This is a genomic window from Cryobacterium sp. 10C3 (assembly GCF_034314285.1).
Classification (GTDB): Bacteria; Actinomycetota; Actinomycetes; order Actinomycetales; family Microbacteriaceae; genus Cryobacterium; species Cryobacterium glucosi.
Genome location: NZ_JAVIWF010000002.1, coordinates 2,561,072 through 2,587,252 on the forward strand (window position 1 = coordinate 2,561,072; position 26,181 = coordinate 2,587,252).

Below are 26,181 nucleotides of genomic sequence, written 5' to 3' on the forward strand. Positions count from 1 at the left end.
TAAAGGACCTCCTGGACTCGACGGGAGTCTCGTCAGGAACGGGTGAACCGTGAGTCGCGAGACGGTGCAGAGCCAATGTGCAAATTCTGCACACGTCGTTGTTGCCGTCTCCGGATGTCTTGATGATGGAGCTGTACCACCTACCCCTCGGGTTGGAATCTGATTCCGCTCCGTTGAGGCAGGCAGATTCCCGCAAGGAGGCGGCTCCAGTCGCACCTCCTTTCTTATCGAACGGAGATGATCGAATGTCAGGTCGCGTAGAGGGTCGCAGCATCCTGGTGACCGGCGGTGGCAGCGGAATGGGCCGGGTGATCGCCATCGCCTGCGCACGGGAAGGCGCAGTCGTCACCATCGTCGACATGAACGCCGAGGCAGCGCAGGCAACCCGCGAGGAAATCGTCGCGGCCGGCGGCAATGCGATCGCGGTGCCGGGCAACGTCACGAAACGTGAGGATGTAGCAGCCGCAGTCGCGGCCGCCGTGGAAAGTTTCGGCAAATTGGACGTCATGTTCAACATCGCGGGAATGATCAAGCCGTCGCACTTCCTCGACACCACGGAAGAGAACTTCCGCAACACCCTGGACATCAACGCACTCGGCACCCTGATCTGCCAGCAGGAAGCAGCCAAGCAGATGATCAAGCAAGGCCACGGAGGAAAGCTCGTCCTGGTGTCCTCCATTGCGGGACGTCAGGGATACCCCGACTTCTCGGCGTACTGCGCGAGCAAATTCGCCGTCAACGCGCTCAACCAGTCCGCAGCCCATGCACTCGCCGAACACAAGATCACCAGCAACGCTTTCGCGCCCGGTGTCGTGGACACTCCTCTCTGGAAGAAGCTCGACCTGGATCTGGTCGACATCGGCAGCGCGGAGAAGCCCGGAGACGCCTTCGGCGCCTTTTCCGGAGCCAACCTCATCGGCCGCAAGGGCGTCGCCGAGGACGTCATCGGAACCGCGCTGTTCCTCGCATCTTCGGACTCCGACTACATGACCGGCCAGATCATCATGATCGACGGCGGGATGGTCCTCGTCTAGCCAGGCGAGCACCACTCGGCGCACACCAGCTCACCCACTAACCAGCAACTCATTTTCAGCAACACAATTCAAAGGAGAATCGTATGAAACTTGGTCTGTTCGGAATGCCGATGCACCCCGGCCACCGCCCCCAGAGCGAAACCTACGACGAGGTCGCCGAGCGCATCATCCTCGCCGACCAGCTCGGCTACGAGGAGGTCTTCATCGGTGAACACATCTCCTGCACCAATGAGCCCATCGCTTCGCCACTGATCTTCCTGGCATCCCTGATCCACCGCACGAAGAACATCCGCCTCGGCACCGGTGTCGTCGCGCTTCCGAACCACCACCCGGCCATGGTCGCCGGCGAGGTGGCCCAGTTCGACAACATGGCCAAGGGCCGGTTCAACTTCGGCATCGGCCCGGGCGGTCTTGCCAGCGACATGGAGCTCTTCGACGTCCTGGACAACGAACTCCGGGGCAAGAAGATGTACGAGGCGATCGACATCATCCTCGACATCTGGAAGAGCAACCCCCGTACCACTACAAGACGGACAACTACGACTTCGGGATCAAGGACATGGTCATTCCCGACCTCAACGTCGGCACCATGCTGAAGCCCTTCCAGAAGCCCAGCCCGCCCATCTTCTCCACGGCCATGTCGCCGTACTCGTCCAGCATCAAGGTCGCCGTCGAGCGCGGATGGGCGCCGATGTCGGCGAACTTCTGTGGCGAGGGCGTCATCGCGAGCCACTGGAAGAGGTACGTCGAGGGTTGCGAAACGATCGGCAAGGAACCGACCGGTGACGAATGGCGCGTCGCACGCAACATCGTGATCCGCAAGACCGACGCCGAGGCGCGAGGATGCGACGCTGAACCCGGAGGGAGGCAACTTCTTCTACCTCGACTACCTGTGGAAGGTGCTCGTGGCGGCCAACTACACGGCAGTCATGAAGGCCGACCCCAACATGGCGGACGAGGATGTCAACATCAGCGACCTGGTCAAAGACATCGTCATCTACGGCTCGCCCGACACGGTCGCCCAGAAGATCGAGGCGATGCGCGAGCGCAGCGGCACATTCGGCACGCTGCTCCTCGCTGTCATGGACGGCGAAGGCGCGAACGAGGCCGGCGAACGCCAGACGATGACACTCCTCGCCAACGAGGTGCTGCCGAAGATCAACAGCCTCGTCAGGGTCTAGGACGACACTCCACAACGGGTGTGCTGGATCGATCCGGTTCAGCACACCCGCCGTTCCGTCATAACAGGCGGAACACCAGAAACAGCTGTACCCAGTTTTCCTTCGGAGGAATGATGAACGACACACTAGCCACAGGCGGAGGCAAAGGCGCCATCTCGCTCGCCGAGTACAAGGTGCTCTTCGGGAACCATCCGGGTGGTGTTGCCGTGATCACGGTCGGCGGAGTCCGCCCCGCCGGATTCACCGCGACGTCGGTCATCTCGGTGTCCGCCCAGCCACCGCTCCTCGTCTTCAGCATCAACAAGACGTCCTCCAGCTGGCCCATCGTCGCAGAGGCGACGTCCGCCGTCGTCCACTTCCTGAGCAACGCAGACCGAGCCGTTGCCGACCGCTTTGCGACGTCGGGAATCGACCGCTTCGCCGGACTCGAGTACTCGGTCCTCGATACCGGCGAGCCGCTGATCGCCGGTATCGAAACCTGGGCCCAGGGCACCCTCATCAACCGCGTCGAGGTCGGCTCCAGTGTCCTCTTGGTCCTCCAGATCGAGACCGCGGCAGCCGCCGTGAACCACCACCCGTTGGTCTACCGCGCGCGCAACTACTACCACCTCGCTGACGAGTCCAAGCTCGTCTGACCTCGCCGTCGCCCGCTCGGGAAGGCGCGAGTCGTGCATTTTCGGACAGGGAAAGCGCACGAACAGGTAGTGGAGAAGCATTGATCGACTCAGCAGAGTCGCCCCCGGCAGACAGGAACACACCCACGTGTCACAGCGCACCCAGGACATCGCGGCCCTTTTCGAGCGATCCGGTGAAGGTCCCCTTTCCGGCATCGTGATCGCCGATTTCGGCCGAGTCCTCGCGGGGCCGTATTGCACGATGTTGCTCGCGGATATGGGGGCGACGGTGCTGAAGGTGGAGAGCCTCGACGGCGACGAAACCCGCGCCTGGATGCCGCCGGTATTCGACGACACGTCGACCTACTACCTCTCTATTAATAGGAACAAGCACTCCATTGCCCTGGACTTCCGCGACGACGATGATCTGGCGGTAGCCAAAGCCCTGGCAGCACGCTGTGACGTGCTCGTGGAGAACTTCAAGCCCGGCAGCCTTGCGCGGTTCGGTCTGGACTATGCCTCGGTCCGGAAGCTCAACCCCGAGGTCCTGTACGCGTCGATCACCGGCTTCGGAACAGCCGGCGGAGCGGACCTTCCCGGCTACGATCTTCTGGTGCAGGGCGCTGCCGGACTCATGAGCCTGACCGGCGACGAGGACACGGTTCCCTATCGGGCCGGTGTCGCGGTGTTCGATGTCTTCACCGGGCTGCACACCGGCCTCGCGATCCTGGCCGCGCTGCATCACCGCACGCAGACGGGCAAGGGCCAGCTCCTGGAGGTGAACCTCATGTCTGTCGCACTGTCCAGCATGGTCAACCAAACGGCCGCATACGCCATCGCCGGCGTGACACCGCGCCGCCTGGGCAACGAACACCCCAGCATCTACCCGTACTCACCGTTTCCCACGAGGGACGGTGACCTGATCCTCGCGATCGGGAACGACAACCAGTTCACTGCCTTCGCGGACATCATCGGTGCGACGCACCTGCCCACGGACCCACGATTCGCGACGAATCACGAGCGAAGCCTGAACAGGGACGAACTCCGGCCGATCATCGAGGCGCGACTGGTCCTGCGGCCGACCGAGGAGTGGTTCGGCCTCTTCCGCGCAGCGGGGCTGCCGTGCGCGCCCATCAACGACGTCGCCCAGGGAATCCGGTTTGCGGAAGCCATCGGTCTCGAACCGGTCGTGACGGTGGGGCGTGGCGCGACCGCGCAATCCGGCGTGAGGAATCCCGTGACGTTCTCGCGCACACCGGTCACCTACGACCTGGTCCCCCCGAAGCTGAATGACAGCGGGGAGGCGATCAGGGCGTGGCTCCAGGACTAGGCGCCCCGCGTGATCGATCCGCACATCTCGAAGAGAAAGAACAGGAAGAATGACCACAACGGAAGCAGTCAACTCTGATTTCTATTCAGTGGCTGATTACCTCAATGAGGTGGATCTCGAACTCATCAGGAGGATCCGAGGCTTCGTCGAAACCGAGGTCTTGCCGATCGTCAACGAGTATTGGGAGCTCGCGGACTTTCCGTACCAGATCCTTCCCAAGATGGCCGAGCTGGGCATCATCGGAACCGCGATCACGGGCTACGGCTGCCCAGGGCTCACCCGCCTGCAGACCGGCCTCGTCGCCATGGAGCTCGCCCGCGGTGACGGCAGCGTCAACACCATCAACGCCGTGCAGTCCGGACTGGCCATGGGAACGATCAACCTTCTCGGAAGCGATGCCCAGAAGGAACGCTGGTTGCCCCGGATGGCGAAGCTCGAGCTGATCGGATGCTTCGGCCTGACCGAGCCGGACCACGGTTCGGATTCAGTGGCGCTCGAGTCCACGGCTCGCCTGGACGGAGACCACTACGTCCTGAACGGCGAGAAGCGCTGGATCGGCCTCGGCCACAAGGCGGATGTCGTCATCCTGTGGGCTCGCGACGAGGCCGACGGCAAGGTCAAGGCATTCGTGATGGAGAAGCAGCCCGATGGCTCATATCCCGAGGGCTACCACGCCCAAGCGATCACCGGCAAGATCGCCAAGCGCGTCATCCAGCAGGCACAGATCGAGTTCACGGACCTGAAGATCCCCGTCGGGAACAAGCTCGAGAAGTCGACCTCGTTCCGCGACGTCGCCGCGATCCTCAACAACACGCGGAGCACGGTCGCGTGGGAAGCCCTCGGCCACGCCACCTTCTGTTATGAGGCCGCCGTCACCTACACGAAGGGACGGGTGCAGTTCGGCAGCCCCATTGCGAGCTACCAGCTGGTCCAGAACAAGCTCGCGAATATGCTCGCAGACCTCACCGCGATGCAGCTGATCTGCTTCCGGTCCGGCGCCCTCCAGGACGAGGGCCGCCTCACCAACGAACAGGCATCACTCGCCAAGATGTTCGTCTCGGACAAGTCGCGCACGCTGTGCCGTGACGCCAGGGACCTGATGGGGGAAATGGCCTGCTGCTGGAGAACCATGTCGCCCGGCACCTCACCGACATGGAGGTCGTGCATACCTACGAGGGCACCGACTTCATCCAGTCCCTGATCATGGGACGCGAGATCACGGGCATAGCGGCGTTCAAGTAGCCGGCCGGGGCACGGACTTCCGACTGAACGATGAAAGCCCCGCCGGTCATCACCGGCGGGGCTTTCGTCGAGCAGTGTCGTCCTCGTCGGTCTCGACGGGAACCGGGAGAGGGGAGTCGTCAGGGCACTCGTACCAGCTTCTTGTTGGCGAATTCGTTGAAGCCGAATTTGGCGAGTTCCCGTCCCACTCCGGACCCTTTCACGCCGCCGAACGGCAGGTCGGGCGCGCTGCTGCTGGTGCTGTTGATCCAGACCATGCCCGCCTCCAGCTGGGACGCGATGTTCTCCGCCCGCGCGACGTCGGCGGTGAAGATGGAACTCGACAGCCCGAACGGCGAGTTGTTGGCCAACGCGATTGCTTCCACCTCGTCCTTGACGCGGTACACGACACCGGCCGGGCCGAAGAGCTCCTCCCGGAAGACGCGCATGTCCTCACTGACGTCGGCGAGGAGCGTCGCGGTGTAGAAGGCGCCGGCAGCCTCGACACGGCCGCCCCCGGTGAGAACGGTGGCGCCCTTGGCTATGGCGTCCTGGACCAACTCGTCGAGGTCCTGCAGTGCTTCGGCCGACGCCATCGGGCCGAGCCTGGTCTCCTTCTGTGTCGGATCGCCGATCTCGAAGGACTCGACCGCTGCGACGAATTTCTCCACGAAATCGGTGTAGACGGCGTCGAGGACGATGAAGCGCTTGGAGGCGGTGCAGGCCTGGCCACAGTTTCCGAGGCGCCCTGTTGCCGCTGCCGTGGCCGCAGCCGCGATGTCGGCATCGTCGAGCACGATGAACGGGTCGGACCCGCCGAGTTCCAGGACGTACTTCTTCATGTGCCGACCGGCGACTTCGCCGACTGCCGAACCTGCTCGCTCTGATCCGGTGAGGGAGACACCCTGGACGCGCGGGTCGGCGATCATGTCCGAAATCTGGGCGGCGGAGGCGAACGCGTTGATGTAGACGTCTGCCGGCAGGCCGGCATCCTGGAAGAGCCCCTCAATCGCCAACGCCGACTGCGGGCAGTTCCTGGCGTGCTTGAGGATGATGGTGTTCCCGAGCGCGATATTCGGCGCTACGAATCTGGCCACCTGGTAGTACGGGTAGTTCCAGGGCATGATCCCGACGAGGGCACCGATGGGTTCGGTCCGCACGTACGCGGACCCCTTGCCGACGATGGCCAGCCGCTCGTCTGCCATGAATTCGGCAGCGCGATCGGCGTAGTACTCGTAGATGTTCGCGACGAGGGCGACCTCGCCCAACGCCTGCGAGCGGGTCTTTCCCATTTCCAGCGTGAGGATCGCCGCCAGTTCTTCGGCACGCTCGCGGTGCAGCTCGGCCATCCTGCGGAGAACCGCGGTGCGGGTGGCCAGTTCGGTCTTCTTCCACAACGGGTACGCGGCGCTGGCCCGATCGGTGATCTGACGCGCCTCTGCGTCCGAAATGACGTCGAATTCAGCGACACGCTCGCCGGTTGCGGGGTTTATTGTGGCGTATTTTGCCATTCTCAACTCCAAAATCTATAGAGGGACTCCTAGTTTTCTTGCCAACCCGGCTTGAAGGCCACCCTTGTGTCCAGTTCCTGCACACATTCGTGACCGACCCGCCATAGCAACCTTCCGGCTGGCAAACTGGGGCCAAATTCGGTTCACACCGCTGCGATGTTGAGGATGTCATGAAAGCTCTCGAACTTGAGCACACTCCCTATCATGTCCTCGTCCGGCTGAATCGCCCCGAAGTGAGAAACGCCATCGACCAGCACATGGTCGACGAACTCCATGAGCTCTGCGCGGGCCTGGAACTGCATCCGCAGATCCTCATCCTGACCGGGTGCGACACGGACAAAGGTGCGATCTTCGCTTCGGGAGCGGACATCTCCCAGCTCCGCGAGCGGCGGAGCGCGGATGCTCTCCGCGGCATCAATTCCACAATCTTCCGACGGATCGCAGCGCTGCCCATGCCCGTGATCGCGGCGATCGACGGCTTCGCCCTCGGCGGAGGCGCTGAGCTCGCGTTTGCCGCAGACTTCCGCATCGGTACACCGCGACTTCGAATCGGCAACCCGGAAACGGGGCTCGGCATCATGGCCGCCGCCGGGGCCACCTGGCGGTTGATCGAACTGGTCGGCGAACCGGTCGCGAAGGAGATCCTGCTCGCTGGACGGGTGCTCAGTGCGGACGAAGCATTGGCCCTCCACCTCGTGACGGAAATCCACGAGCCGGACCTGCTCATCGATGCGGCCATTGCCCTGGCCTCCCGCATTTCGACCCAGGATCCCCTCGCCGTGCAGCTGACCAAGAAGGTCATGCACGCGCCCCGCGAGTCACACCCGTTGGTGGAGGAACTGGCTCAGGCAATCCTGTTCGAGTCCCCGGAGAAATTCGCACGGATGGACGCGTTCCTGGACGCGAAGAAGAGAAAGTAGTAGGTCAGCACCCATGGCTTTGCCCACAGAAATCGGCGTGCTCGGCGGAGGAACGATGGGCGCAGGAATCGCGCATTCGTTCGCCGTGTCCGGCTCCCGGGTCAGTCTTGTCGAACGCAACGCAGAAGCGGTCGCCGCGGCCCGCGGCAGGGTGGAGGCGAGCGTCACCCGGGCATCCGAGAAGTTCGGTCTTGATGCGGTCGAGATCCTGTCGCGTGTCGAGTTCTCCACCGACTACGCCGCCTTCGGCGCTGTGGACCTCGTCGTCGAGGCCGTCCCTGAGGACCTCGAGCTCAAGGCCCAGGCGCTGACCAGTGTCGAGGGTCACCTCCGCGCCTCGGCCTGGCTGGCGACGAACACCTCGTCCCTGTCGATCACCGCCATCGCGGACCGGCTCAAGCGGCCGGAACGATTCTGCGGGCTGCATTTCTTCAATCCCGTTCCGAGTTCGTCCCTCGTCGAGGTCGTTCTCGCCCCGAAGACCTCGGCGGAACTCGCGGGGTTGGCTTCGACGTGGGTGCGTGGACTGGGCAAGACGCCGATCGTCGTCCACGATGCACCCGGGTTCGCAAGTTCCCGCCTCGGGGTGGCCATTGCACTGGAAGCCATGCGGATGCTGGAAGAGGGCGTGGCGAGCGCGGAAGACATCGACAACGCCATGGTGCTGGGCTACCGCCACGCCACGGGCCCGCTGAAGACCACCGACCTCGTCGGCCTCGACGTGCGGCTCAACATTGCCGAGTACCTCCACGCGAACCTCGGCGAGCGCTTCGCTCCGCCGCGCATCCTGCGGGACATGGTGGCGAGGGGCGAGCTGGGACGCAAGTCCGGAAAAGGCTTCTTCGACTACTCCGGGTAGGGAATCCCGGCTGACGGCCGATGCCGCCGGCCACGCCCACGGACGAGTGTCCAAGCCTTGAACACCTCTCCGTGACCGACGAGGTGCCTCACTAACGTTAGAGCGTTCCGCCTGCTGGGGCGCCCCGGTTCCGCGAGCCCGGGCTTCTGCCCGGACAGCTGTGTGAGGGCACAGGGCAATTATCAAAGGAGATGAAGGCAATGAAAGCTACGCGCTACTACGGCAAGCACGACATCCGGACCGACGACATTCCGGAGCCTGTGGTCTCGGCCGGCTATGTGAAGGTCCGGAACGAATGGACCGGCATTTGCGGCACCGACCTGCACGAGTACGACGACGGTCCGATGTTCTGTCCGGCGCCCGGCGCGACACACCCCCTGACGGGCATGAGCCTCCCCATTGTGCTCGGTCACGAGATCGCCGGAGTCGTCGCTGAGATCGGTGAGGGAGTCACAAAAGTCCAGGTCGGTGACCGCGTGGCCGTCGAGCCATACGTCGTGTGCAACGAATGCGAGTTCTGCCTGGCGGGCCGCTACAACATCTGCACCAAGGCGGCCTTTCTGGGGCTGTCGGCAGGCAGCGGTGGATTCGCGGAGTACTCGGTGGCCGAAGAGCGGTTCGTGCACCCCTCGGCGATCTCTCCACCGAGGTCGGAGCGCTCGTCGAGCCGCTCGCCGTTGCCCACCACGCGATCGTTCGGTCCGGGGTCCAGCCGGGACAGACGGCAGCCGTGATCGGTGCGGGCCCGATCGGCCTCTTCGTCACCGCCATCCTTCGGGCCATCGGTGTCGAGACGATCTACAACGTGGAGATCTCGGCCATTCGGAAGGCCAAGGCCCAGGCATCCGGGTCGACCCTCGTCATCGACCCGACCCAGGAGAATGCCGTCGCGAAGATCCACGAACTCACCGGCGGTCGCGGCGTGGACGTGGCGTTCGAGGCCGTCGGCGCGTCACCGGCGCTCCAAACCGCCATCGACGTGACGAAGACAGGCGGGAACGTGGTGAACATCTCGATCTGGAGCCACAAGGCCGAGATCGACCTCTTCGGACTCGTCGCCCGCGAGGTGACCCTGATCGGGACCCTCGCGTACTGCAACGACCACACCGCGGTCATCAAGCTCCTGCAGGAGGGCAAGCTGAAGGACGTCGAGCAGTACATCACCGGTCGCATCTCCGCCAAGGACGTCATCGAAAAGGGTCTCGAACAACTCATCCACAACAAGGAAGAGAACGTGAAGATCCTCGTGCACCCCTGACCGAGGACCAACCCAGCATCGCGCGCGAGACAAGAAGTGCCCGGTTCCCGTCACGGATCCGGGCACTTCCTTTGTCTACGGGCGTGCTACGCAAGAATCTGCGCAGCGGGCCAGGAAACTTTCTGCGTCACGACTTGGTGAAAATTGTTCGGATTTTGAACAGGACCGACATTTGTGGGGGCAATTGAATTCACTATGTATCTACCAGTCGGGTCTGTCAGCGAAGCCAGGTTTACCGCATATACGTGCGTCCTCCTTGGTGTGTTGTTGATGCGAGATGAGAAACCCACTCATGTCCAGGACCGCTCGGTCTCATCCGAGTGTTTGGTGCGACTGTCACAAAAACCAAGGAGCTAATCACGATGCGATTCAACAAAAAGAACATGTGGCAGAAGGTGGTTGGCCTGACCGTCGTCGCCGGCCTCGCCATCACCCTGTCCGGATGCAGCTCGACCTCGTCAACAGGCTCAAGCACGGACGGGGCCGCCGCGGCGTCAGGTACTGGAACTCTTGAAGGCAAAGATGCCCTGCTCAAGATCTTCATGCCCTCGACCTCCAACGTCTACCTTGCGGCAGCAGCAAAGGCCGCCGAGGCAGAAGCGAAGACTCTCGGTTTCACTACCAGCATCGTCGAAAACAACTGGGACCAGACCGAGCAGGACCAGCAGGTTCAGGAGTGGATCGCATCCGGAGAGACGGCCGCCGCCGTCCTCCTGTGGCCCGTCTCCGCAGCCAACGCGACCGCCACCATCCGCTCGCTGTCTGCGGTGGCGCCGGTTCTCCAGTGGAACCAGCTCATCGACCCGGCGGCGAAGTCCTTCATCAAGATCGGGTACGCGGGCGTTTCCGACCTGGGCATCGGTGACCAGGCCGGCAAGGACACCCTGGCTCAGATCGACAAGCTGACCAAGGCGGGCTACACGTTCCACGGCCCGGGCGGCCTCCCCAACGTGCTGGAGATCCAGCTCGGTTCCGGTGACTACTCGGCCGGCGTCGACCGCGACACCGCCTTCCAGGCCATCGTCAAGGGCAAGATCAACTTCCTCGGCGTCGAAGGTGCCAAGGACTTCGACGCCCAGGGCGGATACACCGCGGCGAGCACGGCCATCCCCAAGTACCTGTCGCAGGGTATCGACATCATCTACGTGCAGACCAACGACATGGGCAACGGTGTCGTGCAGGCTGCCGAGCAGAACGGCCTCAAGCCGGGCACCGATGTCTTCCTGATGACCGGCACGTCGTCCGGATCGATGGCCAACCTGAAGGCGGGCAAGATCACGACCGCCGTTCTGCAGTCGCCGGTGATCGAGGGAACCCTGATCGTCGACACCGCGGCTCAGTACCTGGCGACCGGCAAGAGCGTTGACGGAACCGTCACCGTCCCGTCCGACAAAGCCAAGCCGGAACTGGCGATGACCCCGCCCAGCAACGTCACCTTCATGATGAACCCCACCGTCACCGCGGACAACCTCGGATCCTTCAAGATCTGGGGCTCGGACTTCTTCGCCCTGATGGGTGCCGCGGCAGGCGAGTAACACAACCGCACCGGTTCTCGATCGGTGTACGTGCGGCCGGGACCTCGAATTTCCGAGATCCCGGCCCGCATTCTTTTGCCCCAGAGCGACACAACAGCACACACATACTCAACGTGGAGGATTGCGTGAACGATCAAGCCCCTTACCGCCTCAAGGCGACGGGCATAACAAAGTCCTACGGCGCGGTCAATGCGCTGGCTGACGTGCACTTTGAACTCAGGCCGGGCGAGGTGATGGCTCTTCTCGGAGAGAACGGCGCCGGCAAGAGCACGATTGTGAAGGTCATTTCCGGCCTGATCATCCCCGACGAGGGCGAGATCACGATCGATGGCCAGGTCGTCCAGCTCTCGAGCGTTCGCGCTTCGCAGGACGCCGGGATCGCCGTGGTCCAGCAGGAGTTCAGCACCGTCGGTTCGATGTCGGTAGCGGAGAATCTCGTCCTGGGCCAGAATGGCGCCCCGGTCTGGTGGAACCCGCAGAAACTCAACGCGCAGGCACGGAACATCCTCGCCCGCGTCGGGCTCGAAGACATCGACCCCCGCCGTTCGGTGGACACCCTGTCCGTCGCGGAAATGCAGCTGCTCGAAATCGCCAGGGTGCTGGCCAAGGACGCCAAGATCGTCATCTTCGACGAGCCGACGGCGGCCCTGTCGGATGCCGAGATCGTCCGCGTCCTGGACGCCGTGAAGCGGCTTGCCCGCGAGGGTCGCAGCGTCATCTACGTGACGCATCGCCTGGGTGAAGTCTTCGAAATCGCGGACCGCGTCACTATCTTCCGGAACGGTCGCAGCGCGGAACCCCAGGATGTCGCAGACCTGACAGTCGACCGCGTCGTTGAGATGATGATCGGACGCGAGCTGGGTCACCTGTACCCCGAGCATTCCCACCAGTTCGGGCCCGCCGTTCTCGAAACCAGGGGACTGAAGGTGCCCGGGATCAACGGTGAAATCAACCTCACCGTTCGACGTGGCGAAATTCTCGGGCTGACCGGACAGCTCGGCTCCGGTGCGTCCGAGATCATGAAGGCCATCTCCGGCACCGCCGACGTGCTGGCCGGCGAGGTCCTCCTGGACGGCGAGAGAGTCGATCTCCATGGTCGTCGTCGAGGCATCATCATGGGCATCGCCTATTGCTCTCCCGACCGGAAGAAGGACGGCATCTTCGCCGGCGTGTCGATCCGACGAAATCTCTCCTCCCCTGGCTCCGCCGCGTTTCCCGCCTCGGCTTCGTCAGCCGCGGACAGGAGAACAGCGAAGCGACCCGTAGCGCTGCGAACTTCGCCATCGACGTGAACCGTCTCAACGCCTTCGTCGGCAACCTCTCCGGAGGAAACCAGCAGAAGGTCGCCGTCGGCAAGTGGCTGGGCATCCGTCCCCGCGTCCTCTTGGTTGAAGAACCCACGCGAGGCGTGGACATCGGCGCCCGTGCCGAAATCTACGCCCAGCTCCGGCGTCTCTGCGACTCCGGCGTCGGTGTCATCGTGACCTCGTCAGACACCAACGAGATCCTCGGCCTGTCCGACACGATCGCCACGTATTACCGAGGCACCCAAACCGCCTACAAGCCCGTCGAAGAGTGGACAGAGCCTGGGCTCGTTCGCGAAGTTATGCACCGGGAGGTACAGCCATCATGACCACACTCGAGAAGGCACCGGTCTCCGCCGGCTTCCAGGACCGCGCCGGCACCCGGAAGGTGACGAACACGGTCCGCAACTGGGCCCTGCCCATCCTGATCGTCCTGGTCTTCGTGATCGCCAGCGTCACCGTGCCGGAATTCTTCAAGTTCGAGACCATCCGGGCCATCCTCCTGGCGGCATCCATCACGGGGATCATCGCTGTCGGGATGACCGCCGTGACTCTCTCCGGCAACCTGTTCTCTCTCGGCGTGACGGCTTCGACCGTCTTCTCAGGCGTAATCTACGTCTGGGTGGGACAGGCGACGGGCAGCATGTTCGTGGCTGCCATCGTCGCCGTCGTTTCGGCCGTGGCCATCGGCGTCCTCCAGGGGTTCATTGTCGGCCTCGGGCTCAACACCGTCATCGTGACCCTCGCCGCCGGATCGATCATCTACGGCGTGACGGCGATCCTCACCAAGGGCGAAGTCGTGCAGGCGGAAGGCGTGTCGCTCGAAGGTTTTGCGACTTTTCAGGTCTTGGGGATTCCGCTCCCGGTGTGCATCTTCATCCTCTTCACCGCACTGGCCTGGTTCCTCACCGAACACACCCTGATCGGACGAAACGTGCACCTCCTCGGCGCGAACAAGAACGCCGCCCGCAACAGCGGCATCTCCCCCATGGGCACCACGGTCTGGGCGTTTGTCGCCTTCTCCCTCGGCATCGGCATCGCAGCCGTCCTGCAGGCGTCGCAGATGCACCAGATCCAGGCGGACAACCTTCCCGGACTCACCATGGACGTCGTCGCCGCCGTCCTCGTCGGCGGCACCGCTGTGGCCGGCGGAGACGGCTCGCCCGTCAAGTCCGCGATCGGCGCCCTCTTCATTGCGACGATCACCCAGGTCATGGTTCTGCTGAGCATCCCCCAGGGCCCCCGGTACTTCGTACTCGGGCTCGTCGTGCTCGCCCTTGTCGTGGTCCTCCACCTCTTACGAAAGGCAGGTACACGATGAGTTCGGTCGGTGCTTGGTTCAGGCGTTACCTCCTCCAGTTCATTGTGCTGGCCATCGTGCTGGCCAGCATGTACGGTCTCAATCCGAAGTTCCACGTCGAAGCGTCCATCGAGCGCCTGATTCCCCTCGGCGTGATCGCCGCCGGGCTCGCGGTGACCATGATCGCCGGCGAGTTCGACCTCTCCATTGCCTCGATGGCGGCGTTCTCGGGCGCCCTGACCGTGGCCCTGTCCGGTCTCGGCATCGTGACCTCCGTCATCATCGCGATCCTCGTCGGGATCCTCCTGGGCATGCTCCAGGGCTGGGCGATTGCCCGACTGGGAATCAACTCCCTCGTTTTCACCGTGGGGACCCTCATCCTGATCAGGGGAATGACCTGGCTGGTCTGTGGCGGCCTGGCCATTCGCGTCGAGGACATCACCGCGACGGACATGTTCCGCCAGAAGATCCTGTTCCTGACGCCGTTGTCGATCACCGCACTGATCATTATCATCGGTCTGGGCGTCTTCCTGGCCCGCACCCGGTGGGGCAAGGAACTCTACGCACTCGGCGGCGCCCGCCACGAAGCCATCGCGGCCGGCGTCCGCTACAAGCGCGGCATGATCATGGCGTTCGGGATCTCCGGTGGGTGCGGCGCGGTGGGCGGCGCCCTCGTGAGCGCCCTGGGCGGCTCTGCGGCCCCGGATGCCCTGGAAGTCATGCTCGTCACGGCGCTGTCCGCAGTGCTGGTCGGTGGCATCAGCCTTGCCGGCGGTCGGGGAACGATGGTCAATGTCTTCCTCGGTTTCGCCATCATCGCGATTCTCTCGTCAGGACTGGCCGGATTGGGTGCGAAGGCATTCGTTTCGGAACTCTTCATCGGCATGCTGCTGCTCGTGGTCGTGCTCTTCGACTACTTCCTCGCCCACGTGTCCGAGAGGGAGCGTCGGAACAGACTGCGGAAGAGCGCCGCGGCCGTCGCGTAGCGACACCCGGACAGAGGAACCACTGGTCATGAACACGGAAGTCACTGGGAAAGGTCGCTTGATATGAGAGAAGTCGTCGTCTGCGAGCCGCTGCGCACGCCCATCGGTCGATTCGGCGGGATGTTCGCCGGTGTCGCCCCTGTCGACCTTGCGGCGGCGGTGATCCGCGCGCTCGTCGCACGTACCGCCATCGACACCAGTCGCATCGACGACATCCTCTTCGGTCAGGGTTACCCCAGTGCGGAAGCCGCCCCCATCGGCCGAGTCGCCGCCCTCGACGCTGGGCTGCCCGTCACCGTCGGCGGTTCGCAGGTCGACCGGCGCTGCGGTTCCGGCCTCCAGGCGATTCTGGACGGATGCATGCAGATTCAGACCGGGGTGAGCGATGTGGTCATCGCCGGCGGTGCCGACTCGATGAGCCAGGCGCCCCTGTACGCGGTCAACACCCGGTGGGGCATCCGCGGAACAGACGGTTTCCCGATGCACGACGCCCTGGGCCGGGCCCGGCAGACGGCCGGCGGACGGTCGTATCCCGTGCCCGGCGGAATGATCGAAACCGCGGAGAACCTGCGTCGTGAATTCGGCATCTCCCGACAAGCGCAGGACGAACTCGCCCTGCGCTCCCAGGCGCGTGCCGCCGATGCGGTCGCCTCGGGCACGTTCGACCAGGAGATCGTTCCCGTCAGCGTCTGGGTCAAGGGCGTTGAGAAGGTCATCTCCGCCGATGAGACTCCGCGCCAGACCGCGATCGAAGACCTCGAGCGACTGAAGCCGATCCTGCTCAAGACGGACGCCGAGGCCACGGTCACCGCCGGCAACGCCAGCACACAAAACGACGCAGCAGCCGCGTGCATCCTGACCACCCCGGAGATCGCCACGGAACTCGGTCTCACTCCGATTGTGAAGCTGCGCTCCTGGGCACGGGCGGGCGTTGAGCCCAGCCGGATGGGGATCGGTCCGGTGCCCGCCACGCACCGCGCCCTGGACAGGGCAGGCCTGTCCCTGTCCGACATGTCCCTGATCGAACTCAATGAGGCCTTTGCCGCCCAGGTCCTGGCCGTCGCCCACGAGTGGGGTCTCACGGACAATGATTGGGAGAGGACCAACGTCCTCGGTTCGGGGATCTCCCTTGGGCACCCTGTCGGCGCGACCGGCGCCCGGATTCTGGCCACGGGATCGCGCGAGCTCGCTCGCAGGGGAGGCGACTTCCTCCTCGAGACCATGTGCATCGGAGGCGGCCAGGGCCTTGCAGCCGTGTGGGAGAGGGTATGAACGGGGACGACGGCATGAATGCCACTGACCTCTTCACTCCCATGACTATTCGTTCCGTAGAGATTCGAAACCGGGCCTGGGTGCCTCCGATGTGCCAATACTCGGTGTTCCTGCGTGACGGAGTCCCCACGAACTGGCACCTGGTCCACCTGGGCGCCATGGCCGTCGGTGGCGCAGGACTCGTCATGGCCGAGGCCACAGCCATCTCCCCCGACGGCAGAATCACCGTGCACGACTGTGGCATCTGGAACGATGAGCAACGAGACGCGTGGGCGCCCATCGTGGACTTCATCCACGAGCAGGGGTCGGTGGCGGGGATCCAGCTGGCGCACGCGGGGCGTAAGGCCTCGGTCAGGCCGGATTGGAACTACGCGGGCGCGGCCGGTCCGATGCCCGCGTCCGAGGGCGGCTGGGTTCCCCTCGCCCCCTCTGAGATCCCGTTCGACGAGGAATCTGCGACCCCGCGGGAGATGACGTATGCGGACATCGACCGGGTCATCCGCGATTTCAGGTCGGCAACCCGACGTGCGGTGGATGCCGGTTTCCAGGTACTCGAAATCCATGCCGCCCACGGCTACCTCGTGCACGAGTTCCTCTCCCCGCTCTCGAACAAGCGCACTGATGAGTACGGCGGCTCCCTGGAGGATCGTGCCCGGCTTCTGCTCGAGATCGTCGACGTCGTTCGAGACGAGGTCGGTCCGGATCTGGCCGTTTTCGTTCGTTTCTCAGCCACCGATTGGATCGACGGGGGCTGGACGCCGGAGGAGACGTCCATCGTCGCGCGCTGGTGCGCCGACCGCGGAGTCGACCTCTTCGATATCTCAACGGGTGGGAACATCCCGGGCGTTCCGATTCCGGCGGCTCCCAGCTATCAAGTGGCGTTCAGCGCACAGGTCAGGCGCACGGCCGGCGTGCCGACCGCGACGGTCGGATTGATCTTCGACCCCGAGATCGCGAACCAGATCGTCGTCTCGGGTCAGGCCGATGCAGTCATGTTCGGCCGGGAACACATGCGTGATGCCCATTTCGTCCTGCGGGCGTCGGTCGACCTCGGCATTGAGATCGACTACTGGCCCGCGCAGTATCTGCGCTCCCGACCTCGCAAGGCCGCGACCGGTCCGACCGTCGGAAAGGTCGCGTTCTAACCGATTCCCGAGCGTCGCTGAGATGGCGCTCCAGGCGATGGGGCACCGCCTGCACGCGCACGTGCTCTCGCCCCTGCCGAGCGGCACCTTCCCCGGCGTCGACGACACCGAGGTCTACGAATTCCTCGAGGCCCACGCGGCGCCCTGAGTCGCGCGGTGTCCCGAAACCGCCCTGGGCATCGTAGGAGATGTCTCGCACCTGAGGATCTGTCCGCTCATGCAGCAGAGCGACGGACGTGCGCTACCGTCGTACGAGACGTTCGTACCACGTTCACACGGTAGGGGGAATCCATGGCAGACAACGACGCCGAAGCGGTGCTGCCCGACGACGGGCTCGATGCGATCGATCGGACTCTGATCGTCGCTCTCCAGACTGATGGACGAATGACGTATGCGGAGTTGGGCGCACAGGTCGGGCTCTCGGCCGGCGGGGCTCGTCTTCGTGTGCGCCGGCTCGAGGAACGTGAGATCGTCCAGGTCGTCGGGGTCACCGACCCACTCAAGCTGGGGTACGAGCGAATGGCGATGCTGCACCTGTCGGTCGAGGGCGACGTGCACGCAGTCGCTGACGCAATCGGCGCCCTGGAAGGGGTGATCTATCTGGTCATCGGTGCGGGCTCATACGACCTGCTCGTCGAGGTCATCGCCGTCAACGCTGACGCACTCCTCGAATTGATCAACGGGCGCATCCGCACGATCCCGGGAGTCTCGCGCTGTGAGACGTTCTCGTATTACAACATCCATACCCATCGATTCACGTGGGGTACGCGATAGCCGGATCACCGTCTGCTCCGTGCGGACAGGACCCGGTCGAGTGCCTCTACGAAGAAGTCGACGCTCTCGGTCGTGATGTTCAGCGGCGGCTTGATTTTGAGGACGTTCTTGTAATCTCCGGTCGGCTGGACAATGCAGCCTTCACGCAGCAGTTCCTCGCAGATCTCGGACGCTTCCACTGAGGCCGGTTCGAGGGTATCGAGGTCACGTACAAGCTCGACGCCCAGATACAGGCCCAATCCGTGCACAGCGCCGATGATGTCGTGCCGGCCCTGCAGCGTGACGAGCTTGGCTTTCAGGTCGCCTCCGACAGTGCGTGCGTTCTCCTGCAGGCCTTCCTCGTGGAGGATGTCGAGCACGGTCAGCCCAACGACGCAGCTGACTGGGCTTCCACCGGCGGAGGAGAACATGCTGCCCTCTTCGGCGAATTTCTCGGCGATGTCACGACGTGTGATCACGGCCCCGACTGGCTGACCATTGCCCATGCCCTTGGCAATCGTGATGATGTCCGGTATGACCCCCTGCTGTTCGACCCCCAGAAATACTCTCCGAGGCGACCGTATCCGACCTGCACCTCGTCGGAAATGGTGAGTCCGCCTCTGGATCTCACCTTCTCGAAAACGCCGGCCAGGTACCCGTCCGGCAAGAGCACGCCACCGGCATTTCCGAAGACCGGTTCCCCGATGAAGGCCGCAAGACCAGTTCCTGCGTCATCGAGCACTCCGAGTCGGGCTTCGAGATCTTCCAGGTATCGGGCGGCTGAATCGGCGCCGCGGTATGTGCCGCGGAAGGGGTGGGGCGCATCGATGACGTGCACCCAGTCCGGCCGGGTTTCCAGCGCACGCGGGTTGTCTCCGATGGAGGATGAAACGGCGTCGGCTCCCACCGTCCAGCCGTGGTACGCCTCCTGGAAGGCGAGGACGCCATCATTCCCGGTATAGGTCTTCGCCAACCGCAGCGCGAGATCGACAGCTTCGCTGCCGCTGTTCACGAGGAAGACGGTGTCCAGACCGTCTGGAGCCAGGGCCACAAGCCGTTCCGTGAAACGCGGCAATGCGCTGTAGTTGAAACGGGAGTTGGTGTTCAGCAGCGACCATTGATTGCTCACGGCTTTGACCAACCGGGGATGGGCGTGTCCGGCCAATGCGACGTTATTCACCAGGTCGAGATAGCACTGAGCGTGCACGTCGATGAGGTGTTCCCGCCAACCGCGTTCAATTTCCGGGGGCTCCGTGTAGTAGTGCTCCTGGACTGCGGCGAACGTCGAAACACGCCGCTCGAGAACATCCCCGGACAGCAGTTCAGGTGCAGCAAGGTCGATGCCGAGAAGCGGGGAGGGGTCTGGGTAGACACGCTGCCAGATCTCGGCTTCAGCAGGAGTAGCGAAGAAGGCTGGGCGGATACCCGCCACCCGTGACAGTTGGACCCTGACGTGGACGGGAGCTTCGGGCCGTGCCGTGCCCGCGCGTGCCGCGCCGATGCGCTGCCCTGCGCTGACGCGACCCGTCGCCACGGGTTCGAGCCCGGAGAGCCAGATCTCGTACCCGCTCGCTTCCAGCACCAGTGCGTCGCCCTCGATGCGCACGGCACCGTCGACCGGTGCCGAGAAGACCGTTCCGGGTGCACTCACCACCTCGACGCCGAGCGCCAACGTCGCGGTTTCCCCGGTGTAATGCAGCTTCGCGCGCGTCAGCCGGTACTCGCCGTAGCGCGTGACGGCTGTGCCCGATGTTCGGAAGACCGCGGCGGCGAGGGCAGCCTCGGAGTCGTGGCGCACCCAGATCCCGTCGCTGAGTTCCGGGTTGGTGACGGAGAAGTCAAGGACGGACATCGGGGCGGCCTGGAGGAGGAGGGCCTCGGGGCGCTCGATGACGCTGCGCCGATCGAAGCGCACGCGTGCTCTGATCAACGCGCACATCTGCTGAGCGTCAAGGCCCTCAGCGGCTTCGAATGCGATCCATTCGTGGTCACGATTCTCTGATGCGTAGTGGTTCGCGTCGTCAACGGCGACCTGCTGCTCGCCACTGACCACGAGGACACAGGTTCTGAGGACGATGAGGGCCCAGAGCGCAGCGAGCTCGTCGTCGGTCAACGGCGTATGCGTGACGAACGCGGCGATCGTCTCGAGGATGATCAACGGTGTTCGCGGGTTGTGGTGAAGGATTGATGCGCAGGTGACAGCCAGCTCGGCGACGATCCAGCTGTCGGCGATGTCGCCGAAGTCGATGACACCGAGTGTGCTGCCGTGCCGGGTGACGACGTTGTCGTCGGTGATGTCACCGTGGATGGGCTGCGATCGGAGCTTGTCGCTGAGCGGTTGCAGCGCCGCCTGTGCTTGCGCCGCGGCCTCTCGAACGCGCTCCCGGCGAACAAGGTCCGGCACGTGCGGAAGATACATCTGCACGACCTGCGTCGCGATCCGGAGATTCCATTGGGTGACTCGCTCGGTGCCGGGGTGGACGAAGTCTTCGAGGGAAGCGGCGAGACGGCCGGCAGTGTGGCCCAGGGAGCGGGCTTCCACGACTGAGAGAGCACCGCGACTGGTGAGCGCATCCCCTTCGACGAAGCTCAGGAGTCGGACGTGGAGGTCGACGTCGTCGACATGAACGATCCGGATCGCGGCTCCGTCGCGCGAAGGGACGCTTCGAGGAACGTCGATTCCGGCCAGGCTCACACGTTCCGCTGCAGCATCCTGGGCCTCGAGCTCCTGGGCGGAGAACGCTGGATTGGAGAATTTGAGGAGCCAACGCGTCTCGCCGTCGTCGATGAGAAAATTGCGGTCCTGTTGACTTCCCAGTTCGGTGAGGTGTCCGGTCACGTGAAAAAGATCCCTGGCGACGGATGTTGCGTCGTGTTGCGTCACGGAGGGCCTGGGGAGAGAGGGATTGGAGAAGAAGTTGTAGTTCGTCATTGTGGTGTGTTTCAGCCGATCCGTGTGAATTTCCTGTGGGCGAACTCGTCGACGGCGAATCGTACGACTTCGCGACCTTGGGCTGGTGTCTTGATTCCGGCGAAGGGAGGGTCAATCCATGGCTTCAGCATTTCATAAATGTCACGGATTTAGTCAATATGGTGACAAATCATTAGCCCGAGGTGCATGTGCATGATTTTTGCATACCGTAACCGTCAGAGGTCAGCACGCCATCGAAGCGGGGGCGACGGTCAGGCGGGCGCGGGGGCGAGCGCGCCCGCCGGGAGGCCGAGTTCGTGCTCCGCGACGGTGCGCACAAGGTCGCGCTGGCCGCGGGCGTCGCCGTAGCGCACGACCGCGTGCGCGTTGATGCCGTCGATGATCGCGAGCAGCTGCCAGGCCAGTGCGCCGCTGTCGGCGACCGCGAACTCGCCACGCGCGCAGCCCCGGTTCAGGAGGGCCACCAGGAACGCCTGCCAGGCATCCATCTGCACACCGACCTCACGGGCCAGGGCGATGTTGCGTCGCCCGACGCTCCAGGCGTCGAGCCACACGGTCGTCACCGCGCTGCGGTCGGGGCCGAGGAGCGTGTCGATCAGCGCGCGCAGCGCCTCGACGGAAGTCGGGAGCGCCGAAAGCTCCTTCGTGATCTCCGCGAGCTCGGCGCCGGCGATCGAGCCGAAGGTCGTCGCGACGAGGCCCTCCGTGCTCGGTTCATAGTGGCTGACCAGGGCGGGTGTGACGCCGATCCGGGCCGCGATCGCGCGGAGCGTGATGGCGTCGAGACCGTCGTAGCGGGCGATCTCGCGGGCCGTGCGCGCGATCTCGGAGGCGCGCTCGGGACCGGACTTACGCTTGGCGCGGCTCGGAAGGGTTGACATCGCACCTCAGTGTATATAGTTTTGCCTCGGGCTTATTGATCAAGTGATCAACTGGCTCCCTATCCTTCCTTCGACCGCCGTTCCCGGCACCCCAGGAGACGCCTTGCAGCTCATCATCGCCCCCGCCGCCCCGCCGCTGACCCGGGTCGCCGGCGCCGCACCCTCCGCCACCCCGCTCCGGGTCGGCCTCGTGCAGCACCGCTGGCACGCGGACGACGCGGCCCTCCGTGCCGAACTCGCCGAGGGCATCCGCCTCGCCGCCGCCGCGGGAGCCCGGATCGTGTTCCTCCCGGAGCTGACCCTCCGCAAGTACCCCGGCAACCGGCGCGCGACCGGCGTGCCCAAGCTCGATGCCGAGGACCTGCTCACCGGCCCGACCTTCGCCTTCGCCGCCGAGCAGGCCCGCGCGCACGGCGTCGTCGTGCACGCCTCGCTGTTCGAACGGCCGGACCCGGCCGACCAGCCCGGCGACCCGCGCGGCTACAACACCGCGATCATCGTCTCCCGCTCCGGCGAGTTGCTCGGCCGTACCCGCAAGCTGCATATCCCGGTCACCGAGGGCTACTACGAGGACACCTACTTCCGCCCCGGGCCTCCGGAGGACGCATACCCCGTCTACGCGCCGGTCGAACTCGACGGCGCCCGCATCGGCCTGCCGACCTGCTGGGACGAGTGGTTCCCCGAGGTCTCGCGCCTCTACGGCCTCGCCGGGGCGCAGATCCTCGCCTACCCGACCGCGATCGGCTCAGAACCGGGCTTCCCGGCCTTCGACACCCAGCCGATCTGGCAGCACGTCATCGTCGGCAACGGCATCACGAGCGGCCTGTTCATGGTCGTCCCGAACCGCTGGGGCGACGAGGGCGACCTGACCTTCTACGGCTCCTCGTTCATCTCCGACCCCTACGGGCGGATGCTGGTCCAGGCCCCCCGCGACACGTCGGCCGTGCTCGTCGCCGACCTCGATCTCGCCCAGCGGGCCGAGTGGCTGGCCCTGTTCCCGTTCCTGGGCACGCGCCGGCCCGACAGCTACGGGCGTCTGACCGCCCCGGTCGAGCCGACGCATCCGTTCGGTGCGGACGCGGACGCGGACTCGAGCGCGGGCGCGGCGGCCCGCGCATGACCTGGCGGATGCCCGCGGAGACCGCGTTGCAGGAGCGGGTCTGGATGGCCTTCCCCTCCGACGGTTACACGCTCGGCGACACGGCGGCCGAGGCGGAGGAGGCGCGCAGCACCTGGGCGGCCGTCGCACACGCGGTGCTCGAGTTCGAGCCGGTGACCATGGTCGTCGACCCCGGCGGGAGCACGGCCGGGACCGGCGCACGCGACGCGCGCGCCGCCGCCGCGCGGCACCTCTCCGCCGGCGTCGACGTGCTCGAGGCCCCGCTCGACGATGCCTGGATGCGCGACATCGGGCCGACCTTCGTGCTCGACGACAACGGCAGGCTCGGCGCCGTCGACTGGATCTTCAACGGTTGGGGCGGCCAGGACTGGGCGAGCTGGGGCCGCGACGCCGACATCGCCGGGATCGTGACCCGCGCGGCCGGGGCGACACCGGTGTCCTCGCTGCTCGTCAACGAGGGCGGCGGCATCCAGGTCGACGGCGAGGGCACCGTCATCGTCACCCAGACCGTGCAGCTCGACCCCGGCCGGAACCCGCACGCGGACCGGGCCAGGGTCGAGGCCGAACTCGCCCGCACGATCGGGGCGACCCACGTGATCTGGCTGCCGCGCGGCCTCACCCGCGACCAGGCCCGCTTCGGCACCCGCGGGCACGTCGACATCGTCGCCGCGATCCCCGCGCCCGGCACGCTCCTGGTGCACGCCCAGAACGACCAGGCGCATCCCGACTACACCGTGACCCGCGAGCTGCGCGCGGTGCTCGCCGCCTCGACGGATGCCGCAGGCCGGCCCTGGACGATCATCGACCTGCCCGCGCCCGCCCGGCTCTCCGACGACGAGGGATTCGTCGACTACAGCTACGTGAACCATCTCGTGGTCAACGGCGGCGTCATCGCGTGCGGCTTCGGCGAACCCCGGGCGGATGCCGCGGCCCGGTCGATCCTCGAGGACGCCTACCCGGGGCGGACGGTTGTGACCGTGGACGCGCGGCCACTCTTCGCCCGCGGCGGAGGCATCCACTGCATCACCCAGCAGCAGCCCGCGGCGGCTTAACCCGCCGCAATGTCTGGCGGTGAGGCTGTCGGCGCAGCTAGGGTATGTGTGGGCGTGTGATTACCCCCTGTTCCGGGGTCAGTCGCACGGCCGACCCTACCCATCTATCACTACGTAACCATTCGTCGGAAGGTCTGTCGTTCGCCCCGGCGGCTGATTCGATTTTCCAGACGGTGTCGGACCCCTCGCAGCACTGACTGCGCGCCGGTCCCCTCCGTTCGACTGCCGACTTCACGGTCCCGAAACCCGGGTCGGCTGAGCACCCCGACGAAGAGGTGACGTCGAAGCGAGAAACGCGGACCCGCCGTGACCCACCCGACACCCGATACACCTGTACCCCCAGCCGGCGACCGACCGCTGGCCTCCGCCACTGGACGTGCGGGAGTCCTCGAATGAGCGCCGCAGGCGATTTCCGTGACGTGGAACGCGAGGCCCTGCTGCGCCGCAGCCAGCGCTCCGCCGCACGCACCGCGGCGAAGAATCCCCCGGTCGCACGCGCAAGCCAGCCCTCGACCGGGACCTCCCCCGTCGTCCGGCTCGGGCGCAGCGCAGCGATCACCTTCAACCCGGCGCTCCTGAGCGCCGCAGAGCGCAGCCGGTTCAGCCGGCACATGAACGCCCGGGTGTCTCCGGGCAAGGGCGTGCTCTCCAACGCGGAGTACTACGCCCAACAGGCCTTTGTCGACGTCGCCCAGATCTCGGTGCCCACGGTCAGCGGCCGGGACAACGTGAACTGGGTGCTCAAGCGCGGCGACGGCAGCACCGAGGTCGTCCCCGACTTCGTGGCCCGGGCCGTCCAGCCGCGGGAAACCGGTCATCCGGGCGTGAGCGCTGCCGTGACCGCGCCCGTTGCGGTGCCGGTTGTTCTTCCGCCCGCCGCGCTCCAGGCCGCGCCGCCGGTCGCCGCGCCGCTCGCTGGCGCACCGTTTGCTGCCGCGCCGCCGCTCGCCGCACAACTGGCCACTGCACCGCCGGCGCGACCCAGTGCATCGGCTGCCGCTGCCGCGCTTGCCGCAGCCGCAGAGACCGCGGTCGCTCAGGCAGCCGCGGCGCAGGCCGCCGCCGCGCAAGCCGAGGCGGCACAGGCCGAGGCGGCGCACGCCGCCGCCGTGCAAACCGCTGCAGCACAAGCAGCGGCACACCGTGCGGCTGAGCAGGCCGAGGCAGCGCACGCCGCGATCGAGCAGGCCACCCGGGCGCAGGCCGCAGCCGCACACGCCGAAGCACAAGCCGCGGCAGAAGAAGCCGCCGCCGCACAGGCCGCAACCGCGCACGCAGCGGCACAGACGGCGTCAGCACAAGCCGCCGCCGCAGCGCAAGCGATCAACGTGCCGCTGCACGTGCCACTGGCCGGCCCGTCGCGACTGCCCGCGCCGCCGGAACCGGAACCGGTGTCGACGGTGCGGTCCGCTGCGGTGTCTGCCGCACACCTCGCCGCACAGCGCGCACCCCAGGCACCCCTGACCCGGTCAGCGCGTGCGCCGATGGCGCCCGCGCCGGGCGCGCCGATCGTGGCGAATTACGTCGGCACGGTCACGGGTTCTCAGGTCCTGCGCGCCGAACGGGACAGGGCCAGGGAGATCCTGGCCAGGGCCACGGAGCTGCGGGTGAAGACCGGGCAGAAGAGCACGGGCCCGAACTATCGCGCCGCGCTCATCTCCGAGAACCGGGCGCGCACGAAGTTCTTCGAGCTGAATACCCAGACCGAGCAGGCCACCGCCCGCGAGGCGCGCATCGAGTACGCCGCGCTGCTGAGTTCGCTGACCGAGGGCACCGAGAACCATCGGATCGAGTACGAGGCGCAGCTCTCAGCGCTGCTCGCGGGTGTCCCACTGCCCGCCCTGACGGAGCGGATCGCGGCCGCCGAGGCGATCGTGCACCGCCAGGACGAGATCGCCGGGCTCGCCACGGATTCCGCGGAGCGCTGGGCGGCCGGCTCCCCGCAGCGGAAGGTCAACCACACCGAGTAGGCG

Annotated in this window: 27 protein-coding genes and 1 pseudogene; 22 read left to right on the plus strand and 6 right to left on the minus strand. The window is 65.4% G+C overall.

Features of this window, described 5'->3' with window-relative positions; genetic code table 11:
* The first annotated feature begins 245 nt into the window (after positions 1-245).
* Complete coding sequence (locus RGU41_RS13090; RefSeq protein ID WP_322136445.1) at positions 246-1,034, plus strand: SDR family NAD(P)-dependent oxidoreductase; 789 nt, start codon at positions 246-248, stop codon at positions 1,032-1,034.
* An 83-nt stretch (positions 1,035-1,117) separates the two neighbouring features.
* Positions 1,118-1,630: an LLM class flavin-dependent oxidoreductase gene (locus RGU41_RS13095; RefSeq protein WP_322136446.1), complete on the plus strand. Its 513-nt coding sequence runs from the start codon at positions 1,118-1,120 to the stop codon at positions 1,628-1,630.
* On the opposite strand, the gene RGU41_RS13100 is transcribed toward RGU41_RS13095, so the two are convergent.
* Complete coding sequence (locus RGU41_RS13100) at positions 1,572-1,856, minus strand: hypothetical protein (RefSeq protein WP_322136447.1); 285 nt, start codon at positions 1,854-1,856, stop codon at positions 1,572-1,574. The genes RGU41_RS13095 and RGU41_RS13100 overlap by 59 nt on opposite strands.
* Positions 1,857-1,963: 107 nt before the next feature.
* On the opposite strand from RGU41_RS13100, the gene RGU41_RS13105 reads away from it, so the two are divergent.
* From RGU41_RS13105 to RGU41_RS13120, 4 genes and pseudogenes are all read left to right on the plus strand, one after another.
* Positions 1,964-2,215 (plus strand): hypothetical protein, encoded by a 252-nt coding sequence (locus RGU41_RS13105; RefSeq protein ID WP_322136448.1) that lies wholly within the window; start codon positions 1,964-1,966, stop codon positions 2,213-2,215.
* A 110-nt stretch (positions 2,216-2,325) separates the two neighbouring features.
* Positions 2,326-2,850: a flavin reductase family protein gene (locus RGU41_RS13110; protein ID WP_322136449.1), complete on the plus strand. Its 525-nt coding sequence runs from the start codon at positions 2,326-2,328 to the stop codon at positions 2,848-2,850.
* Between the two features lie 127 nt (positions 2,851-2,977).
* Positions 2,978-4,159 carry a CoA transferase gene (locus RGU41_RS13115; protein WP_322136450.1) on the plus strand — a complete coding sequence of 394 codons (1,182 nt, stop codon included), beginning with the start codon at positions 2,978-2,980 and terminating at the stop codon, positions 4,157-4,159.
* Between the two features lie 49 nt (positions 4,160-4,208).
* Positions 4,209-5,401, plus strand: a pseudogene (locus tag RGU41_RS13120) (acyl-CoA dehydrogenase family protein).
* Between the two features lie 119 nt (positions 5,402-5,520).
* Here the strand turns inward: RGU41_RS13120 and RGU41_RS13125 are convergent.
* Both RGU41_RS13125 and RGU41_RS13130 read right to left on the minus strand, forming a co-directional pair.
* Positions 5,521-6,891, minus strand: a complete 1,371-nt coding sequence (locus RGU41_RS13125; protein WP_322136451.1) for an NAD-dependent succinate-semialdehyde dehydrogenase — start codon at positions 6,889-6,891, stop codon at positions 5,521-5,523.
* A 143-nt stretch (positions 6,892-7,034) separates the two neighbouring features.
* Entirely contained in the window at positions 7,035-7,166 is a 132-nt protein-coding gene (locus RGU41_RS13130) for a hypothetical protein (protein WP_322137418.1), read from the minus strand.
* Here RGU41_RS13130 and RGU41_RS13135 point away from each other — a divergent pair.
* From RGU41_RS13135 to RGU41_RS13195, 13 genes are all read left to right on the plus strand, one after another.
* On the plus strand, positions 7,110-7,811 hold the full coding sequence (locus RGU41_RS13135) for an enoyl-CoA hydratase/isomerase family protein (protein WP_322137353.1): 702 nt from the start codon (positions 7,110-7,112) through the stop codon (positions 7,809-7,811). The genes RGU41_RS13130 and RGU41_RS13135 overlap by 57 nt on opposite strands.
* Positions 7,812-7,824: 13 nt before the next feature.
* A complete protein-coding gene (locus tag RGU41_RS13140) occupies positions 7,825-8,670 on the plus strand; it encodes a 3-hydroxyacyl-CoA dehydrogenase family protein (RefSeq protein WP_322136452.1) in 846 nt (281 codons plus the stop codon).
* 200 nt (positions 8,671-8,870) lie between these two features.
* On the plus strand, positions 8,871-9,404 hold the full coding sequence (locus tag RGU41_RS13145) for an alcohol dehydrogenase catalytic domain-containing protein (RefSeq protein WP_322136453.1): 534 nt from the start codon (positions 8,871-8,873) through the stop codon (positions 9,402-9,404).
* Positions 9,362-9,928, plus strand: a complete 567-nt coding sequence (locus RGU41_RS13150; protein WP_416173185.1) for a zinc-binding dehydrogenase — start codon at positions 9,362-9,364, stop codon at positions 9,926-9,928. Before RGU41_RS13145 ends, RGU41_RS13150 begins: the two co-directional genes overlap by 43 nt.
* Positions 9,929-10,290: 362 nt before the next feature.
* Entirely contained in the window at positions 10,291-11,463 is a 1,173-nt protein-coding gene (locus tag RGU41_RS13155; protein WP_322136455.1) for a sugar ABC transporter substrate-binding protein, read from the plus strand.
* A gap of 125 nt (positions 11,464-11,588) precedes the next feature.
* Entirely contained in the window at positions 11,589-12,755 is a 1,167-nt protein-coding gene (locus tag RGU41_RS13160) for a sugar ABC transporter ATP-binding protein (protein ID WP_322136456.1), read from the plus strand.
* Positions 12,752-13,096 (plus strand): hypothetical protein, encoded by a 345-nt coding sequence (locus tag RGU41_RS13165; RefSeq protein ID WP_322136457.1) that lies wholly within the window; start codon positions 12,752-12,754, stop codon positions 13,094-13,096. Before RGU41_RS13160 ends, RGU41_RS13165 begins: the two co-directional genes overlap by 4 nt.
* Complete coding sequence (locus tag RGU41_RS13170; RefSeq protein WP_322136458.1) at positions 13,093-14,088, plus strand: ABC transporter permease; 996 nt, start codon at positions 13,093-13,095, stop codon at positions 14,086-14,088. The genes RGU41_RS13165 and RGU41_RS13170 overlap by 4 nt, the downstream gene beginning before the upstream one ends.
* Positions 14,085-15,053 carry an ABC transporter permease gene (locus tag RGU41_RS13175; RefSeq protein WP_322136459.1) on the plus strand — a complete coding sequence of 323 codons (969 nt, stop codon included), beginning with the start codon at positions 14,085-14,087 and terminating at the stop codon, positions 15,051-15,053. The genes RGU41_RS13170 and RGU41_RS13175 overlap by 4 nt, the downstream gene beginning before the upstream one ends.
* A gap of 63 nt (positions 15,054-15,116) precedes the next feature.
* Positions 15,117-16,325: an acetyl-CoA C-acetyltransferase gene (locus RGU41_RS13180; RefSeq protein WP_322136460.1), complete on the plus strand. Its 1,209-nt coding sequence runs from the start codon at positions 15,117-15,119 to the stop codon at positions 16,323-16,325.
* 14 nt (positions 16,326-16,339) lie between these two features.
* Positions 16,340-17,470: an NADH:flavin oxidoreductase/NADH oxidase gene (locus RGU41_RS13185; RefSeq protein WP_322136461.1), complete on the plus strand. Its 1,131-nt coding sequence runs from the start codon at positions 16,340-16,342 to the stop codon at positions 17,468-17,470.
* Between the two features lie 22 nt (positions 17,471-17,492).
* Positions 17,493-17,618 carry a hypothetical protein gene (locus tag RGU41_RS13190; RefSeq protein WP_322137419.1) on the plus strand — a complete coding sequence of 42 codons (126 nt, stop codon included), beginning with the start codon at positions 17,493-17,495 and terminating at the stop codon, positions 17,616-17,618.
* Between the two features lie 143 nt (positions 17,619-17,761).
* The gene (locus tag RGU41_RS13195) at positions 17,762-18,244 is read left to right on the plus strand and encodes an Lrp/AsnC family transcriptional regulator (protein WP_322136462.1); all 483 of its coding nucleotides are present in this window, start codon (positions 17,762-17,764) and stop codon (positions 18,242-18,244) included.
* Between the two features lie 5 nt (positions 18,245-18,249).
* Here RGU41_RS13195 and RGU41_RS13200 read toward each other — a convergent pair whose 3' ends face one another.
* From RGU41_RS13200 to RGU41_RS13210, 3 genes are all read right to left on the minus strand, one after another.
* Positions 18,250-18,729 carry an aminotransferase class III-fold pyridoxal phosphate-dependent enzyme gene (locus RGU41_RS13200; protein WP_322136463.1) on the minus strand — a complete coding sequence of 160 codons (480 nt, stop codon included), beginning with the start codon at positions 18,727-18,729 and terminating at the stop codon, positions 18,250-18,252.
* A complete protein-coding gene (locus RGU41_RS13205; protein WP_322136464.1) occupies positions 18,699-21,155 on the minus strand; it encodes an aminotransferase class III-fold pyridoxal phosphate-dependent enzyme in 2,457 nt (818 codons plus the stop codon). The genes RGU41_RS13200 and RGU41_RS13205 overlap by 31 nt, the downstream gene beginning before the upstream one ends.
* Before the next feature lie 251 nt (positions 21,156-21,406).
* Positions 21,407-22,036: a TetR/AcrR family transcriptional regulator gene (locus RGU41_RS13210; protein WP_322136465.1), complete on the minus strand. Its 630-nt coding sequence runs from the start codon at positions 22,034-22,036 to the stop codon at positions 21,407-21,409.
* A gap of 103 nt (positions 22,037-22,139) precedes the next feature.
* Here RGU41_RS13210 and RGU41_RS13215 point away from each other — a divergent pair, with 103 nt between their 5' ends.
* From RGU41_RS13215 to RGU41_RS13225, 3 genes are all read left to right on the plus strand, one after another.
* A complete protein-coding gene (locus RGU41_RS13215) occupies positions 22,140-23,156 on the plus strand; it encodes a nitrilase-related carbon-nitrogen hydrolase (protein ID WP_416172929.1) in 1,017 nt (338 codons plus the stop codon).
* A complete protein-coding gene (locus tag RGU41_RS13220) occupies positions 23,153-24,208 on the plus strand; it encodes an agmatine deiminase family protein (protein ID WP_322136466.1) in 1,056 nt (351 codons plus the stop codon). The genes RGU41_RS13215 and RGU41_RS13220 overlap by 4 nt, the downstream gene beginning before the upstream one ends.
* A gap of 392 nt (positions 24,209-24,600) precedes the next feature.
* Positions 24,601-26,178: a hypothetical protein gene (locus RGU41_RS13225; protein WP_322136467.1), complete on the plus strand. Its 1,578-nt coding sequence runs from the start codon at positions 24,601-24,603 to the stop codon at positions 26,176-26,178.
* The last annotated feature ends 3 nt before the right edge of the window (positions 26,179-26,181 follow it).

Excerpts from the sequence above, each read along its gene's own strand:
- RGU41_RS13090 (WP_322136445.1), top strand. The coding sequence starts at position 246 with ATGTCAGGTCGCGTAGAGGGTCGCAGCATCCTGGTGACCGGCGGTGGC.
- RGU41_RS13095 (WP_322136446.1), top strand. The coding sequence starts at position 1,118 with ATGAAACTTGGTCTGTTCGGAATGCCGATGCACCCCGGCCACCGCCCC.
- RGU41_RS13105 (WP_322136448.1), top strand. The coding sequence starts at position 1,964 with ATGAAGGCCGACCCCAACATGGCGGACGAGGATGTCAACATCAGCGAC.
- RGU41_RS13110 (WP_322136449.1), top strand. The coding sequence starts at position 2,326 with ATGATGAACGACACACTAGCCACAGGCGGAGGCAAAGGCGCCATCTCG.
- RGU41_RS13125 (WP_322136451.1), bottom strand. The coding sequence starts at position 6,891 with ATGGCAAAATACGCCACAATAAACCCCGCAACCGGCGAGCGTGTCGCT.
- RGU41_RS13130 (WP_322137418.1), bottom strand. The coding sequence starts at position 7,166 with ATGGAGTTCGTCGACCATGTGCTGGTCGATGGCGTTTCTCACTTCGGG.
- RGU41_RS13140 (WP_322136452.1), top strand. The coding sequence starts at position 7,825 with ATGGCTTTGCCCACAGAAATCGGCGTGCTCGGCGGAGGAACGATGGGC.
- RGU41_RS13145 (WP_322136453.1), top strand. The coding sequence starts at position 8,871 with ATGAAAGCTACGCGCTACTACGGCAAGCACGACATCCGGACCGACGAC.
- RGU41_RS13155 (WP_322136455.1), top strand. The coding sequence starts at position 10,291 with ATGCGATTCAACAAAAAGAACATGTGGCAGAAGGTGGTTGGCCTGACC.
- RGU41_RS13170 (WP_322136458.1), top strand. The coding sequence starts at position 13,093 with ATGACCACACTCGAGAAGGCACCGGTCTCCGCCGGCTTCCAGGACCGC.
- RGU41_RS13175 (WP_322136459.1), top strand. The coding sequence starts at position 14,085 with ATGAGTTCGGTCGGTGCTTGGTTCAGGCGTTACCTCCTCCAGTTCATT.
- RGU41_RS13180 (WP_322136460.1), top strand. The coding sequence starts at position 15,117 with ATGAGAGAAGTCGTCGTCTGCGAGCCGCTGCGCACGCCCATCGGTCGA.
- RGU41_RS13185 (WP_322136461.1), top strand. The coding sequence starts at position 16,340 with ATGAATGCCACTGACCTCTTCACTCCCATGACTATTCGTTCCGTAGAG.
- RGU41_RS13190 (WP_322137419.1), top strand. The coding sequence starts at position 17,493 with ATGGCGCTCCAGGCGATGGGGCACCGCCTGCACGCGCACGTGCTCTCG.
- RGU41_RS13195 (WP_322136462.1), top strand. The coding sequence starts at position 17,762 with ATGGCAGACAACGACGCCGAAGCGGTGCTGCCCGACGACGGGCTCGAT.
- RGU41_RS13200 (WP_322136463.1), bottom strand. The coding sequence starts at position 18,729 with ATGGGCAATGGTCAGCCAGTCGGGGCCGTGATCACACGTCGTGACATC.
- RGU41_RS13205 (WP_322136464.1), bottom strand. The coding sequence starts at position 21,155 with ATGACGAACTACAACTTCTTCTCCAATCCCTCTCTCCCCAGGCCCTCC.
- RGU41_RS13210 (WP_322136465.1), bottom strand. The coding sequence starts at position 22,036 with ATGTCAACCCTTCCGAGCCGCGCCAAGCGTAAGTCCGGTCCCGAGCGC.
- RGU41_RS13220 (WP_322136466.1), top strand. The coding sequence starts at position 23,153 with ATGACCTGGCGGATGCCCGCGGAGACCGCGTTGCAGGAGCGGGTCTGG.
- RGU41_RS13225 (WP_322136467.1), top strand. The coding sequence starts at position 24,601 with ATGAGCGCCGCAGGCGATTTCCGTGACGTGGAACGCGAGGCCCTGCTG.